The following is a 14,885-nucleotide window of genomic DNA, read 5'->3' on the forward strand; positions in this document are numbered from 1 at the left end:
ACAGCTAAGCCACGAACGTTGGTGTTGTCAGAAACCGCCCGGAGATTCTTCAGGAAGCCAACGCATCCAGTTGTTGCGACGCCTGCTGACGCTCCCAAAGCCGTTTGTACACACCCGACTGCTGAATCAAGGCGTTGTGGTGTCCCTGTTGAACGATACGTCCGTTCTCCATCACCAGGATGCGATCACAGGCCGCTGCGGCTGAAAGTTGATGGCTGATCATCACGATAGTCCGGTCGTCCTGAGCTCGGATCGAATCCAGAATCGCCGCAGCCGTGTTGTTGTCAACGCTGGCTAAGGCGTCGTCGAGGACCAACACCGGCGCTGACATCAGCAGAGCCCGGCCCAGAGCTGTGCGTTGACGCTGACCACCACTCAAGGTGATGCCGCGTTCACCAACGATGGTTCCGAAACCATCGGGAAAGCCCTTCACGTCATCAGCCAGGCGGGCTTGCTCTGCCGCCAGTTCAACCTGCTGATCACTGGCTTCAGGGTCGCCATAGCGCAGGTTGTCCGCCAGGGTGCTTGTGAACAGAAAGCCCTCCTGGGGAACGATCGCCACGTCATGGCGCAACCTCTTCAGGGGCATCTGGGTGACGTCCACACCATCCAGGAACAGCTGTCCCGGTTCCAGTGGAACCATCCGACCGAAGGCCCGAGCCAGGGTGGTTTTGCCGCAGCCCACGGCCCCGACAACAGCCACCAACTCCCCAGGCTCGATGCAGAAGCTCAGGCCATTGAGGGTGTTCTGCTCTGCGCCCTGGTACTGAACCGTCAGGTCACGGGCTTCAAAACGCCCCCGGCGTTCGGTCGTTGGCCGGGGCTGAGCATCAGAGGGATCAGGGTCTTTGATCTTTGGTTCCCGTTTCAGTAACTCCTCAACCCGCTCGAGGCTCACCTGGCCGGTCTGGAAGGTGTTGAGCGTGAATCCCAGCAGTGCCGTTGGGAAGACGAGCTGCTCCACATAAAGGATCAGAGCCACCAGTCCTCCAATGCTCAAACGACCGACTTCGAGCTGACCGCTGCCGATGGCCAGCAGCAAAAGAACCGAGAGGGAGGAAATGCCCTGAAGCAGCGGGAACAGAGTGCTTTGTGTTCTCGCCAGCTGAATGGCACTGTCGCGGTAGCGGCGGTTGCGCGTGGCAAAGGCCTGCTGTTCTGCTCCCTCCTGGCCATAGATCTTGATGGCCCCGATTCCCGAGAGATCCTCTTGAATCAGGTTGCTGAGGGCGGAGAGTTCTTCCTGCTGCGCGCGCTTCTGACGCATCATGCGTCCACCGAATAGGCGCACGGTGCTGAGCATCACGGGGTAAAGCCCGACGGCAGCCAGGGTCAGCCACGGATCGATGGCCAACATCGCGGGCAGCGTCAGCGCATAGGACAGCAGCGTGTTGGTCAGACTGAGAATCGCGAATCCGAGCAGGCGCCGGATGTTTTCCACATCGCTGGTGGCGCGACTGATCACTTCACCGCTGCCTTTGCTCTGAATCCAATCGGGTTCCTGGCGGAGCATGTGCTCGAACAGGCGCTGACGCAGATCCACCTCCACTTGCCGGCCCACGCCGAAGATGAGTTGTCGCGAGGCCAGCCGGATCACCCCCATGGTGCTGGCGAGCAGCACAACCCATCCCGCCTGGCGCAGGACTCCGGCGTAACTGAATCCCTCCTGCAGCTCGTCCACAACGCTGCGCACTTCCATCGGGATCGTGACCCGCAGAACGTTGACCACCACCAGAGCGATGGCTCCCAGCAGCACCGTGCGGCGGTGGGGACGCAGATAGCGGCCGATCAGATCGAGACGAAGGGCGGCCATGCGAGCTCGTGGGTCCCGTTGGCAGGCCAACCTAGGCATCCGGCTTCAACGGCTGGTCGTTATCCGTTGATCTGGGGGATAGTGGGACTGTCCCCATCACCCGGCCCGGCGTGCCTCGCACCCCGGGTTTTTTACTGCTAGCCCCCCTCCATGTCTTCAGACCCGCGTTCCTGGTCCGGTTGCTTGGACCATCTGCTGCAGGGCAACAACCTCAGCTCCGATGAGGCCACTGCTCTCATGCGTGCCTGGCTGGCCGAAGAGCTCGAGCCCGTGCAGACCGGGGCGTTCCTGGCTGGACTGCGGGCCAAGGGGATGGTGGCCGATGAGCTGGCGGCCATGGCGGCTGTCCTACGCGAGGCCTGCCCCCTTCCTTGCCCCCGGCCCGATCTGGCCATGGTCGACACCTGCGGCACCGGTGGTGATGGTGCCGACACCTTCAACATCTCCACGGCGGTCGCATTCACCGCCGCCGCCTGCGGGGTCAATGTGGCCAAGCACGGCAACCGCAGCGCCAGCGGCAAAGTGGGTTCAGCCGATGTGCTCGAGGGGCTCGGCCTCAACCTCAAGGCAGCGTTGAACAAGGTGGTCGACGCTTTGCCGGGAACCGGTGTCACCTTCCTGTTCGCTCCCGCCTGGCATCCAGCTCTTGTGAATCTGGCGCCGCTACGACGCAGCCTGGGGGTCCGCACGGTGTTCAACCTGTTGGGTCCTCTGGTCAATCCGCTGCAGCCTCAGGCGCAGGTTCTTGGCGTGGCGCGTCCGGAACTTCTCGACCCCATGGCGGGCGCTCTGCAGCACTTGGGCTTGAGCCGTGCCGTGGTGGTTCATGGCGCTGGAGGCCTCGATGAGGCGTCCTTGGCGGGGCCCAATGCCTTACGTCTGATCGAATCCGGGGGCATCAGCACAAAGGAGGTTTGCCCTGAAGATCTGGGCCTCACCCGTGCTGGTCTCAATCAGCTGCGCGGTGGTGACTGCGCGGTGAACCAGCAGATCCTTCAGAACGTTCTTCAGGGGCAGGGATCCCTTGCGCAGACGGAGGTTGTGGCCTTCAACACAGCCCTGGTGCTCTGGGCTGCCGGGCTGCAAAGCGATCTGCCGGCTGCTGTTGCTCAGGCTCTGGCTGTTCTCAACGAGGGCAAGGCCTGGGACAAGCTTGTGGCTCTGCGGGATGCCCTGTCCGACGGAGATGGAGAATGAGTGACTGATGACCTGCGGCGGCCCTTCGATGCCCGATTCCCCATCAGACAAGGCTTATCTCGTCCTTGCCGATGGCACGGTTCTCACCGGTGTCGGCTTCGGCCATCGCGGCACCACCATCGGTGAGGTGGTGTTCAACACCGGCATGACCGGTTACCAGGAGGTGCTGACAGACCCCTCCTATGCCGGGCAGCTGGTGAGCTTCACCTATCCCGAACTCGGCAACACCGGGGTGAATGCTGACGATCAAGAAGCTGATCGCCCCCATGCCCGTGGCGTGATTGCCCGCCAGCTGGCCCCAGTTCCCAGCAACTGGCGCTGTGAACAGTCCCTTGAGAGCTGGATGCAGGCCCACCAGCTGGTGGGCATCAGCGGTTTGGACACCCGTGCCCTGGTGCGTCACCTGCGTGAGGTGGGGGCCATGAATGGCGTGATCAGCAGTGACGGCCAGACCCCGGCGCAGTTGTTTGAGCTCCTGAAGCAGGCCCCGTCGATGCAGGGGTTGAACCTGGCGGACCGCGTCACCACCCGTGAGCCCTACCAGTGGAATCAGGCCTGCAGTGTTGACTTCGATCAGCGTTTGCAGCGCCGCAGCGACGCGCCCTTCCGCGTTGTCGCCATCGATTTCGGCATCAAGCGCGCCATCCTCGATCGATTGGTCGCCCATGGTTGTGATGTCACGGTTCTGCCGGCAGACACGGATCTGGAGACGGTTCGTTCCCATCGCCCGGACGGCGTCTTCCTGTCCAACGGCCCTGGCGACCCGGCAGCGGTGACCCGTGGGATCGCCCTGGCCAAGCTGTTGCTGGAGGAATCCGATCTACCCCTGTTCGGCATCTGCCTGGGCCATCAGATCCTTGGTCTGGCCCTGGGCGGAGAGACGTTCAAGTTGCCTTATGGCCACCGCGGCTTGAACCATCCCTGTGGCACCACAGGCCTGGTTGAAATCACCAGTCAGAACCACGGCTTTGCCCTCTCCGCTGATTCTCTGGATTCAGACGTCATCGACGTCACCCATTTCAATCTGAACGACCGCACCGTGGCAGCGATCGCCCACCGTCAGAAGCCGGTGTTCGGGGTGCAGTACCACCCAGAAGCGAGTCCGGGCCCCCATGACGCAGACCATCATTTCGCCCGCTTTGTGACGCTGATGGCCGATCGCCGTTGATGAGGTGGTAGCCAACGCTCAGCATCACTACACTTCGTGCCGATGATGCCTGGGGGGCTTGATCCCATCAGCGAACTGCAGCGACTGACCGTCTCTCTCCGGGGCGGATTCGAACAGAAAGACGGCTGTCTGGTGTTTCATTTCACCGGTCAGCTGGATGCGTACTCCGAGAAACAGTTCATGGAGTACATGGGTGATGTTTTGAAGGCCAACAAGCTTCCTTCTGTTCTCGATCTCAGCAAGATCGATTTCCTCGATTCATCCGGCCTTGGGGCTTTGGTTCAGCTGGCCAAGCAATGCACGGATGCCAAGCGGTCGTTTGTGCTGGTGGGGAACTCAAGGGTGACGCAAACGATCAAGTTGGTGCGTCTTGAGGAGTTCCTACATCTGGTGGAGGATCTGCCCACAGCCCTCAACCAGTTGGCCGCTTGAGCGATTGGATTCGAAGCCAGTCTCCCAGGGACACCAACGAACAGCTGGGACCATTGCAACTGGCTTGGATTGGTGATGCCGTGTGGGAGCTGCATCAACGGCTCCGCCATGGGTCGAGGCCAGGACGTTCTGACGACCTGCATCGTGCCGTCGTGGCTGATGTTCGTGCTGACGCCCAGTCCCGTTTGTTGAGCTGGCTGGAAGAACGCGAGCTCCTCTGCTCAGAAGAACTCGATCTGGTGCGGCGGGGTCGCAACAGTGCCGGGCGGGGGCCACGGCGCGCAGACGCTGCTGTTTATGGAAGGGCCACAGGGTTTGAGACAATGGTGGGCTGGCTGTTTCTGAACAATCCAGCCCGGCTTGCGGAGCTCTTCGATCACTTGGAGCAAGCCGGATCCAACCCATAACGTTGCCTCGCACACCATGAGCCCTCGCTTTGAACGCCGCTCCAGCGGCCCATCCCGCGATGGCCGTTCAGGGCCTGGTGGCAGTGGACGACCGGCAGGGGGGCGCTCGTCGATGGGCCGTTCCGGCAATGGTCGCCCCATGCCGGGCAACCGCCGTTCTGACGGCGGTCGCTCCCCTTATGCCAAGCCTGGGCGTGATGGCGGCGGTTATCGCGAACGACGCGCTCCACGGGATGGAGAGTGGGACCAGTCGCGAGGTGGCGATCGACCCGGCAATCGGTTTGGTGAGCGCTCTGGTGATCGACCCGGTTATCGGTTCAAGGAGCGGTCTGGTGAGCGTTTCGGTGATCGCGCCGCTGATCGCGCCGCTGATCGATCCGGTGATCGAACTGGAGAACGTTTCGGTGATCGCCCGAAAGAGTGGTTCGGCAACCGCTCCCGTTCCTTTGACCGAGATCAGAACGCCCCCCGCTCGGCCTCTCAAAACGAACGCTCAGGGCCTGGACGTTTTCGCGATCGCAACTATCGGTTCGGCGACCGCCGTCGCTCCGGGGATGAACGGCGCCAACCGTCCCAGCGCCCCAGATCCCGTTTCGATGAGGCTCGTCCTCAGCGGCCGGATGCAGCCCCGGAGGCTGCAGCGGCCACCCCGCCAGCGGACGATCTGATCTGGGGGCGTCATGCCACCCAGGCCGCGTTGGAGGCCGGACGCCCCATCCATCGCATCTGGTGCACTGCCGAGATGCGCAGTGCCTCCAAATTCCTCCAGCTCCTGCGCGATGCCAAGGCCTCGGGCGTTCTCGTGGAAGAGGTGACCTGGGCCCGGTTGGGACAGATCACAGGTGGGTCCGTTCACCAGGGCATCGCCCTGCAGACGGCGGCGGCGGAAACCCTTGATCTCGACAGCCTCATCGAGGGCTGCTCGGATCTGGGGGAACCCCCCCTGTTGGTGGCCCTGGACGGTGTCACCGACCCCCACAACCTCGGGGCGGTTGTTCGCTCCGCTGAAGCCATGGGAGCCCATGGCGTGGTGATCCCCCAGCGCCGCAGTGCTGGCTTGACCGGTTCCGCCGCCAAGGTGGCCGCCGGAGCCCTGGAACACCTGCCGGTGGCACGCGTGGTCAACCTCAATCGCTCCCTGGAAAAGCTCAAAGACTCCGGCTACAGGGTGGTGGGCCTTGCCGCTGAAGGGGATGTGACCCTCACCGATGTCGACCTCAGTGGGCCGATGGTGCTGGTCACCGGATCCGAGGACCAGGGCCTGTCGCTGATGACCCGGCGCCATTGCGACCAGTTGGTTCGCATCCCGCTGCGGGGCATCACACCGAGCCTGAATGCCTCCGTCGCCACAGCCCTGTGCGTCTATGAAGTGGCACGGCGCAACTGGATGAAGGACATTCACGGCCAGGCACCGTCGCCGCCGATTCGGAGGCCCAAACTTGCCGGTGCTGAATCGCCTGTTGTGGCTGAACAACCTGTTTCGTCTGAACAGCCCGCTTCGCCCAAACAGCTTGCTTCGCCTGAACAGACTGAAGCTCCTGTTGAGAAGGCCCCGGAACAGCGGATTGACCTGGATCTGAACCCATCGCAGCCGGATGCTGCCCTGCCGTTCGATCAGAACATCCAGCTATCTCCCTGAAAACAGTGAGGTTGACCAAGATATCGGGGCACAATACCCCGAGGTCCTGTTCATCCCATGAGTCCCCTGATTCGGCCTCTGCGCAGCCTTGCCAATGGCTTTGGAGTCGCTTGGTGGGCTCGCGTTCAGACGTCAGGCCCTGATGTGACCTACTGGTTCGGACCTTTCATCACTCGCAAGGGGCTGGAGAGCGAGCTCAGTGCCTTCTTGGACGACGTCAAGTCGGAGCAACCCCAGTCGATCAGCCATTCCCTGCTGCGGACCCGGCGCTCCGAGCCCCTCACCATCTCAGCTGAGGGCTGATCCTGCGGCTGATAGCGTCCTTGCTGCAATGGATCGCAGGGACATGACGATCAGCGCGTGGCGTCAGCAACTGCAGAGCGGCGAGGTTTCCTCCCGCGAGCTCGTTGATCAGCACCTCAAGCGGCTCGAAAGTTCTGAGCCTTCGCTGAACGCTTTTGTTGAAGTCACGGCTGATCAGGCCCGTGCTGAGGCGTCCCGCATTGATGAAGCCCGGGCCGCCGGCGAGACGCTCGGCCCCCTGGCGGGATTGCCGCTGGCCATCAAGGACAACCTCTGTACCAAAGGTGTTCGCACCACCTGTTCCAGCCGCATGCTCGAGCAGTTCGTGCCGCCCTACGAATCCACGGTCACCGAGCGGCTCTGGCAGGCCGGTGGTGTGTTGGTGGGCAAGACAAATCTGGATGAGTTCGCCATGGGTGGCTCAACCGAAACGTCCGCGTTCGGGGCCACACAGAACCCCTGGAACACCGCCCATGTGCCGGGTGGAAGCTCCGGTGGCAGTGCAGCGGCCGTCGCCGCCGGCAGTTGCGTCGCTTCGCTTGGTTCCGACACCGGTGGTTCCATCCGCCAACCGGCGTCGTTCTGTGGTGTGGTCGGCCTCAAGCCCACCTATGGCCGCGTCAGCCGTTGGGGCCTGGTGGCCTTCGCCAGCTCTCTGGATCAGGTGGGTCCCTTCGCCGGCAGCGTTGCTGATGTGGCCGAACTGCTCCAGGTGATCGCCGGACCCGACCCCCGCGATTCCACCTGCCTTGATGCAGCGGTTCCCGATTTCAGCGCCGGCCTCAACCAGTCCATCAAGGGGCTGAAGGTGGGGGTGATCAAGGAGTGCTTCGATGCCGAAGGCCTCGATCCCGAGGTGAAGGCATCGGTGCAGGCCACTGCTGCCCAGCTGGAGGCTCTCGGTGCTGAACTGGTGGAGGTGAGCTGCCCCCGGTTCAACGACGGCATCGCCACCTACTACGTGATCGCACCATCGGAGGCTTCGGCCAACCTGGCGCGGTACGACGGTGTCAAATACGGCTTCCGTGCCGAAGACGCCGAGAGCCTTGCCGCGATGACGGCGCGAAGCCGTGCTGAAGGATTCGGCGCTGAGGTGCAACGGCGAATCCTGATCGGCACCTACGCCCTGTCTGCCGGATATGTCGATGCCTACTACAAAAAGGCGCAGCAGGTGCGCACCCTGATCCGGCGGGATTTTGATGCGGCCTTCCAGAGTGTTGATGTGCTGCTGACGCCAACAGCGCCGTCCACGGCCTTCAAGGCTGGTGCCCACGCCGACGACCCGCTGGCGATGTATCTGGCTGACCTGCTGACGATTCCGGTCAACCTTGCTGGACTTCCGGCCATCAGTGTTCCCTGTGGATTCAGCGCGGCGGGTCTGCCGATCGGGATGCAGCTGATCGGCAATGTGTTGGATGAACCGCGTCTGCTTCAGGTGGCGCATCAGTACGAGCAGGCCGCTCAGGTGTTTGCGTCACGCCCGGAAGCTGCACTGGTTCCCTGATCTGCGCCACATGTGGGGGGTTGTGTTCCCCTTGAACGCTGGATCTTGCGTTGGGTCCTAGGCTGACCCCATGGCTTTCGTTCCTCTCCACAACCACAGCGACTACAGCCTTCTGGACGGTGCGTCGCAGTTGCCGGCCATGGTGGAGCGGGCGAAGCAGTTGGGCATGCCCGCCATCGCCCTGACGGATCACGGCGTGATGTACGGCGCGATTGAGCTGCTGAAGCTCTGTCAGGGCACAGATCTCAAGCCGATCATCGGCAATGAGATGTATGTGATTAATGGGTCCATTGACGACCCGCAACCCAAGAAGGAGAAGAGATATCACCTGGTGGTGCTGGCGAAAAACGCCACCGGTTACCGCAATCTGGTGAAGCTCACCAGCATCAGCCACCTGCGGGGGATGCGGGGACGCGGGATCTTCTCCCGTGCCTGCATCGACAAGGAACTGCTGAAGCAACACAGCGAAGGCCTGATCATCTCCACGGCGTGCCTCGGCGGTGAGATCGCCCAGGCGATTCTGCGGGGTCGCCCCGATGTGGCTCGCAAGGTGGCGGCTTGGTATCAGGAGGTGTTCGGCGACGACTACTACCTCGAGATCCAGGATCACGGATCCCCGGAAGATCGGATCGTCAACGTTGAGATCGTCAAAATTGCCAAGGAGCTCGGCATTCAGATCGTTGCCACCAACGATGCCCACTACCTGAGCAAGCAGGACGTTGAAGCCCACGATGCCTTGCTTTGCGTGCTCACAGGCAAGCTGATCACCGATGAGAAGCGGCTGCGTTACACCGGCACTGAATACATCAAAACCGAAGAGGAGATGGGCCTTCTCTTCGGGGATCACCTCGAGCCTGAGGAGGTTCAGGAGGCGATCGCCAACACCGTCAAGGTGGCCGAGAAGGTGGAGCCTTACGACATTCTCGGGCACTATCAAATGCCCCGCTTCCCGATTCCCGAGGGCCATACCCCCGTCAGCTACCTCAGGGAGGTGACCGAGCAGGGATTACGGAATCGGCTCGAGCTCAGCCCTGATGCTGCCTTGCCCGACGACTATGCCGAGCGCATGGCCCATGAGCTCAAGATCATGGAGCAGATGGGATTTCCCACCTACTTCCTGGTGGTCTGGGATTACATCCGTTTTGCCCGGGAACAGAACATTCCCGTCGGTCCGGGTCGTGGCTCCGCCGCAGGGTCGCTCGTCGCGTACTGCCTGGGGATCACCAACATCGATCCGATCACCAACTGCCTGCTGTTCGAGCGCTTCCTCAATCCGGAACGCAAGTCGATGCCTGATATCGACACCGACTTCTGCATCGAGCGTCGTGGTGAGGTGATCGACTACGTCACCGAACGCTACGGCGAGGACAAGGTCGCGCAGATCATCACCTTCAACCGGATGACCTCCAAGGCGGTTTTGAAGGATGTGGCCCGGGTGCTCGATATTGCCTACGGGGATGCCGACCGTCTGGCGAAGCTGATCCCGGTGGTTCGCGGCAAGCCCGCCAAGCTCAAGGCGATGATCGGCGAGGAATCACCCAACCCTGAGTTCCGCGAGAAGTACGAGGCGGATCCAACGGTGAAGCGTTGGGTGGACATGGCAATGCGGATTGAAGGCACCAACAAAACCTTCGGTGTTCACGCAGCTGGTGTGGTCATCGCCGCTGATCCCCTCGACGAACTGGTGCCGTTGCAGCGCAACAACGATGGTCAAGTGATCACGCAGTACTTCATGGAAGATGTGGAATCCATGGGTCTGTTGAAGATGGATTTTCTGGGGTTGAAGAACCTCACGATGATCGAAAAGACCCTCGAACTGGTGGAGGTGAGCAGTGGCACCCGTGTCGACCCCGACAAATTGCCGCCCCAGGATGAAGAGACCTTTGCCCTACTGGCGAGAGGTGATCTGGAGGGGATCTTCCAGTTGGAATCCAGCGGAATGCGGCAGATCGTGCGTGATCTCAAGCCGTCATCCCTGGAAGACATCTCTTCGATCCTTGCCCTCTACAGACCGGGGCCTCTCGATGCTGGCCTGATTCCCAAATTCATCAACCGCAAGCATGGCCGGGAGGCGATCGACTTCGCCCACGCGATTCTTGAGCCGATCCTGTCCGAGACCTACGGGATCATGGTGTACCAGGAACAGATCATGCGGATCGCGCAGGATCTGGCCGGTTACTCCTTGGGTCAGGCCGATCTGCTCCGGCGGGCGATGGGCAAGAAAAAAGTGTCTGAGATGCAGAAGCACCGCGGCATCTTCGTTCAGGGTGCTGGAGAGCGCGGCGTTGATGAAAAGGTCGCCGACGAACTGTTCGATCAGATGGTTCTCTTCGCTGAATACTGCTTCAACAAGAGCCATTCCACGGCCTATGGCGCCGTTACTTACCAGACGGCTTACCTGAAAGCGCACTACCCGGTCGCTTACATGGCGGCCCTGCTCACGGTGAACGCCGGAGCTGCCGACAAAGTGCAGCGCTACATCTCCAATTGCAATGCGATGGGGATTGAGGTGATGCCCCCGGATGTGAATGCCTCGCTCACCGATTTCACCCCCAACGGCGATCGGATCCTGTTTGGCCTTTCCGCCGTTCGCAACCTTGGTGATGGTGCGATCCGTCAATTGATCGCCGCCCGCGATAGCGATGGGCCTTTCCGTTCCCTGGCGGACCTCTGCGACCGGATCCCGTCCTCAGTACTCAACCGCCGTGGTCTGGAGTCGTTGATTCACTGCGGTGCCCTGGATGCCATGGATCCGCAGGCCAACCGTGCTCAGTTGATGGCAGACCTTGATCTGCTGCTCGACTGGGCCTCGTCACGGGCCAAAGACCGAGACAGCGGCCAGGGCAACCTCTTTGATCTGATGGCTCCTGCCGCCGATGCCGATGGGCCGGCGGATCTCAGCCATGCACCCAAGGCGGCGCCGGTACCGGACTATCCCCCAACCGAAAAGCTTCGTCTCGAAAAAGATCTGGTGGGCTTCTACCTCTCTGATCACCCACTCAAACAGCTCACACCCTCGTCGAAGTTGCTGGCCCCCATCGGTCTGGGTTCCTTGGAGGAACAGCCCGACAAAGCCAAGGTGAGTGCCATTGCGATGGTTGCTGAAATGCGCCAGGTCACCACCCGTAAGGGCGATCGCATGGCGATCCTGCAGCTTGAGGATCTCACCGGAAGTTGCGAAGCGGTGGTGTTTCCCAAGAGTTACGCGCGCCTAGCAGATCACCTGATGGCTGAAGCCCGTCTCTTGGTGTGGGCTGGGGTTGATCGCCGTGACGAGCGCGTGCAGCTGATCATTGACGACTGCCGCGCCGTCGATGAGCTCAATCTGCTGCTGGTTCAGCTCCCTTCCGATCAGGCCAGCGACATTGCCATTCAGCACAAGCTTCGGGAATGCCTGAACCAACATCGCCCTGAGCGGGATGAACTGGGAGTGAAGGTGCCTGTGGTCGCCGAGGTGTGCCACGGCGACAGCGTTCGCTATGTGCGACTCGGTTCCCAGTTCTGCGTCAAAGACGTTGATGCAGCGATCGCGTCACTGCGCACCCAGTCTTTTGAAGCCCGATGCAGCGATCGTCTGGTGCTCACCTGATCGTCTGATCAGGAGGGCCTGATCCACAGAACTTGATCAGGATTTCGATTGCTGTTGCTGCTGCTTTTGGGCCCGAATCGACTCCTTCATCCGCTGAATGTTCGGCTTGAAGTTCTCGAAGCCGAGCAGAGAACCCGGTTCGGGATCCCAGCTGGCAGTCAAAACGCCAACGCTCAGGCCCACCAAACCCAGGAGGAAAAACAGTCCGGAGCCCGTCAGCGTGAGTCCTGGAGCGATATCGGCGATGCCACGGGTGACGACGAAATAACTGCCAACAAAAACTCCCATCCCAGCGAGGGACGGGAGTCCTGTGAACACAGCAACCCGGCGAGCCATCCGATCGGCCACGTAGCGAGGAATGGCTTCCTGCCGAGGCATCCCTGAAGCAGGCTTGCTTCCCTTCCCGGACCCTTTGGGCTCAAAGGGGAGGGCGTTGCGTTGCTCAGGCATGGGGGACGTCGATCAGCCGCGGATGCCAAGTTTGGCGATCGTGTCGGCGTAGCGTTGCTCGCTCTTGCTGCGCATGTAGCTCAGCAGGCGCTTGCGGCGGCCAATCATCTTGAGCAGCCCCTGCCGTGAGGAGAAGTCATGGATGTTGTTCTGCAGGTGGCTGCTGAGACGGTTGATCCGCTCACTCAGCATGGCCACCTGGACCTCGGCAGAACCGGTGTCGGTGCCGTGGGTCTGGTGGGTGTTGATCAGCTGCTGCTTCTCGGTGGTATCAAGCGACATGCGCGGGGGGCGGCCCTGTCATTGCAAACAACCAGCTTACCTTCGCGTGGGGCGGCTTAGGCCGATTCGCGGCTCAGCCATTGCAGGCAGCCCCGCAGCCAGGCGTCCTGGTCGTCTCCAGCAGGCGGTTGGCCATCGGCGCCCTCAGCGATCGCACGGATGGCTCGACGGATTTCCAGATCGTCGTAACCCAGCATCGAGAGGGTCGCTTCCACGTCGGCACCGCTTGCCGGCATTTGCTCCGAGCTGACGCCTTCCGCCAGCGATGGGGCGGGATCCACGCCCGCGAAGGCCGCAATCGAGGCCCTGAGTTCCACCGCCAAGCGCTCAGCGGTGCGTTTGCCGATGCCCTGCGCTTTGCAGAGGCGACGCAGATCACCGCTGCTGATCGCTTCCACCAGCTCCTGGGGCTTGCATTCCTGCATCAGCGCCAGACCGGCCTGGGGGCCCACACCGCTGACGCTGATCAGCAGCCGGAACAGATCCCGCTCCTGGCGCAGGGGAAAGCCGTAGAGGCTGCTGCCGTCCTCCCGCTGCACCTGATGAATCCACAGGTTCAGGTCGCCATCCGCCGGAAGGTTCTGCTGATGCCGCTCGGTCAGGTGCACCTCATATCCGACCGCACCGCAGAGCAGCAGAACGCCGCTACGGTTGCCTTGAGTCCAGCACTCCATCGGTCGTCCCTGCAGCCAGCCGATCATGGGGAGAGGTTTCAACCGCGTCATGTTGCCGCAGCTGTCATTGCCTGTCTCTGCTTTCAAGCGCGTTGTGCGCCGTTTGCTTCAGGTGCTGTGCGTTCTATCGATCGTGGTTTCACTGACGGCATGCAACGGATCTCAGCCGCCACGGGCTCTCCTGAATGAAGCGCTGGCCCTGCAGATTCAGCTCACCCAGTCGGCCATTGCCAGCTCCCTCGATCTCACCCCGATGCCCATCGCCCCAAGCGTGAGTCGGGTGCGGGTGGAGGACCAGGAAAGTTTTGCCCTGGGTGACGAGCAGGGCTTCAGGATTTCAGGCCGTTTCGACTGGCAGCTGCCCGGCGACCGTGTGCAGGTGGATAGCCCGTTTGAACTGTTTCTGCAGCGGGGCTCCCGCGGTCAGAGCTGGCGCCTGGCCAGACCCAAAGGCGGATCCGACGACCGCCAGGCCTGGCTGACGTACCCCCTGGGTTTGGACAAAGCCTGAGCTCTAACGTCGCGCCGACAGGCTGATCAGGGTGGCGGCCAGCACCAGCAACCCGCCTCCCACCTGCCAGGCATTGATCGATTCGGCGAACCACAGCCAGCCCCAGCCTGCGGCAAAGACCACCTGCACGTAGTTGATCGATGTGGCTCGGGCGGCAGGCAGGCAGCGCAGGCCCTCGGTCACCCAGATCTGGCCCAGCTGGGTCATCACCCCGACCCCCAGGAGCCAGAACCATTCGATGCCTTGGGGCCAGACCCCTTGCTGCAGCACCCAGGGCAGGGTCAGGGGAACCGAGATCATCGGGAAATAGAGGATGATCACCAAGGGGTGCTCGGTTTGCGACAGCCGTCGCACACTCACGTAGGCCAGGGCGGTCATCAGAGCCCCACCAATTCCGATTAGGGCAGGGATCAGTTGCGCAGGTTGGGCTGTTCCCGTGAGCCACTGCGGTTGCACCACGAGGGTGACGCCGATCCAGCCCAGCAGAACCGCTGCACTGATGCGTCGGCGCAGGGGCTCGCCCAGCAGCAACAGCGCTGCCACGGCGGTGAAGGTGGGGTAGGTGTACTGGAGCACCGTCGCTGAAGCGAGCGGCAGCTGGTCAATCGCTTCGAAGAAGCAGAGCAGGGCCAAGCTGCCCAGCACCCCCCGCGCCACCAGCAGCCCCCGTCTCTGGCCCCACGGGGAGACCCCGGCCAGGCGCAGGCCCACAGCGGTCAGAACGATGCTGATCAGGGCCCGGCACAGCACGATTTCCGCCACCGGAAGCCGACTGTTCAGTTGCTTGACGCAGACCGTCATCAGGCTGAAGGCCAGGGAGCTCAGGATCAGGGCTCGGCTGCCCCGCACCGAGTCCCGGTTCCACCAGTGCTGTGGGGTCTGCGGTTCGGCCATGGCTGTTCTGATGACGGGGTGC

General features: G+C 62.1%; 14 protein-coding genes. 9 read left to right on the top strand and 5 right to left on the bottom strand.

The features are described from left to right. Positions 1-49: 49 nt before the first annotated feature. Positions 50-1,813, bottom strand: coding sequence for an ABC transporter ATP-binding protein (locus DXY33_RS08395; RefSeq protein WP_115132504.1), 1,764 nt, complete (start codon positions 1,811-1,813; stop codon positions 50-52). 150 nt (positions 1,814-1,963) lie between these two features. Here DXY33_RS08395 and trpD point away from each other — a divergent pair, with 150 nt between their 5' ends. From trpD to DXY33_RS08435, 8 genes are all read left to right on the top strand, one after another. Further along, positions 1,964-3,010, top strand: a complete 1,047-nt coding sequence (trpD, locus tag DXY33_RS08400; protein ID WP_115132505.1) for an anthranilate phosphoribosyltransferase — start codon at positions 1,964-1,966, stop codon at positions 3,008-3,010. A gap of 7 nt (positions 3,011-3,017) precedes the next feature. Next, positions 3,018-4,178 carry a glutamine-hydrolyzing carbamoyl-phosphate synthase small subunit gene (carA, locus tag DXY33_RS08405; protein ID WP_170951002.1) on the top strand — a complete coding sequence of 387 codons (1,161 nt, stop codon included), beginning with the start codon at positions 3,018-3,020 and terminating at the stop codon, positions 4,176-4,178. A 42-nt stretch (positions 4,179-4,220) separates the two neighbouring features. Continuing rightward, positions 4,221-4,610 (top strand): STAS domain-containing protein, encoded by a 390-nt coding sequence (locus DXY33_RS08410; RefSeq protein WP_115132506.1) that lies wholly within the window; start codon positions 4,221-4,223, stop codon positions 4,608-4,610. After that, positions 4,607-5,017, top strand: a complete 411-nt coding sequence (locus DXY33_RS08415; protein ID WP_115132507.1) for a Mini-ribonuclease 3 — start codon at positions 4,607-4,609, stop codon at positions 5,015-5,017. The genes DXY33_RS08410 and DXY33_RS08415 overlap by 4 nt, the downstream gene beginning before the upstream one ends. A gap of 16 nt (positions 5,018-5,033) precedes the next feature. After that, entirely contained in the window at positions 5,034-6,656 is a 1,623-nt protein-coding gene (rlmB, locus tag DXY33_RS08420; protein WP_115132508.1) for a 23S rRNA (guanosine(2251)-2'-O)-methyltransferase RlmB, read from the top strand. Positions 6,657-6,713: 57 nt separating this feature from the next. After that, on the top strand, positions 6,714-6,959 hold the full coding sequence (locus DXY33_RS08425) for a DUF1816 domain-containing protein (RefSeq protein ID WP_115132509.1): 246 nt from the start codon (positions 6,714-6,716) through the stop codon (positions 6,957-6,959). Positions 6,960-6,987: 28 nt separating this feature from the next. Next, entirely contained in the window at positions 6,988-8,463 is a 1,476-nt protein-coding gene (gatA, locus tag DXY33_RS08430; protein WP_115132510.1) for an Asp-tRNA(Asn)/Glu-tRNA(Gln) amidotransferase subunit GatA, read from the top strand. A 70-nt stretch (positions 8,464-8,533) separates the two neighbouring features. Next, a complete protein-coding gene (locus DXY33_RS08435; protein ID WP_115132511.1) occupies positions 8,534-12,052 on the top strand; it encodes a DNA polymerase III subunit alpha in 3,519 nt (1,172 codons plus the stop codon). Positions 12,053-12,088: 36 nt separating this feature from the next. Here the strand turns inward: DXY33_RS08435 and DXY33_RS08440 are convergent, their stop codons facing one another. The 3 genes from DXY33_RS08440 to ruvA are packed head-to-tail and all read right to left on the bottom strand — an operon-like array spanning position 12,089 to position 13,485. Next, a complete protein-coding gene (locus DXY33_RS08440) occupies positions 12,089-12,502 on the bottom strand; it encodes a PAM68 family protein (protein ID WP_115132512.1) in 414 nt (137 codons plus the stop codon). A 12-nt stretch (positions 12,503-12,514) separates the two neighbouring features. Next, the gene (rpsO, locus tag DXY33_RS08445; protein ID WP_006851408.1) at positions 12,515-12,784 is read right to left on the bottom strand and encodes a 30S ribosomal protein S15; all 270 of its coding nucleotides are present in this window, start codon (positions 12,782-12,784) and stop codon (positions 12,515-12,517) included. A gap of 56 nt (positions 12,785-12,840) precedes the next feature. After that, positions 12,841-13,485: a Holliday junction branch migration protein RuvA gene (gene ruvA / locus DXY33_RS08450; protein WP_115132513.1), complete on the bottom strand. Its 645-nt coding sequence runs from the start codon at positions 13,483-13,485 to the stop codon at positions 12,841-12,843. 22 nt (positions 13,486-13,507) lie between these two features. Between ruvA and DXY33_RS08455 the strand changes: the two genes are divergently transcribed. Next, the gene (locus DXY33_RS08455; protein WP_170951003.1) at positions 13,508-13,969 is read left to right on the top strand and encodes a hypothetical protein; all 462 of its coding nucleotides are present in this window, start codon (positions 13,508-13,510) and stop codon (positions 13,967-13,969) included. 3 nt (positions 13,970-13,972) lie between these two features. Here DXY33_RS08455 and DXY33_RS08460 read toward each other — a convergent pair whose 3' ends face one another. Continuing rightward, positions 13,973-14,863 carry a DMT family transporter gene (locus DXY33_RS08460; protein ID WP_115132515.1) on the bottom strand — a complete coding sequence of 297 codons (891 nt, stop codon included), beginning with the start codon at positions 14,861-14,863 and terminating at the stop codon, positions 13,973-13,975. Between the last annotated feature and the right edge of the window lie 22 nt (positions 14,864-14,885).

It is taken from the genome of Synechococcus sp. N26, assembly GCF_900473975.1.
GTDB lineage: Bacteria > Cyanobacteriota > Cyanobacteriia > PCC-6307 > Cyanobiaceae > Parasynechococcus.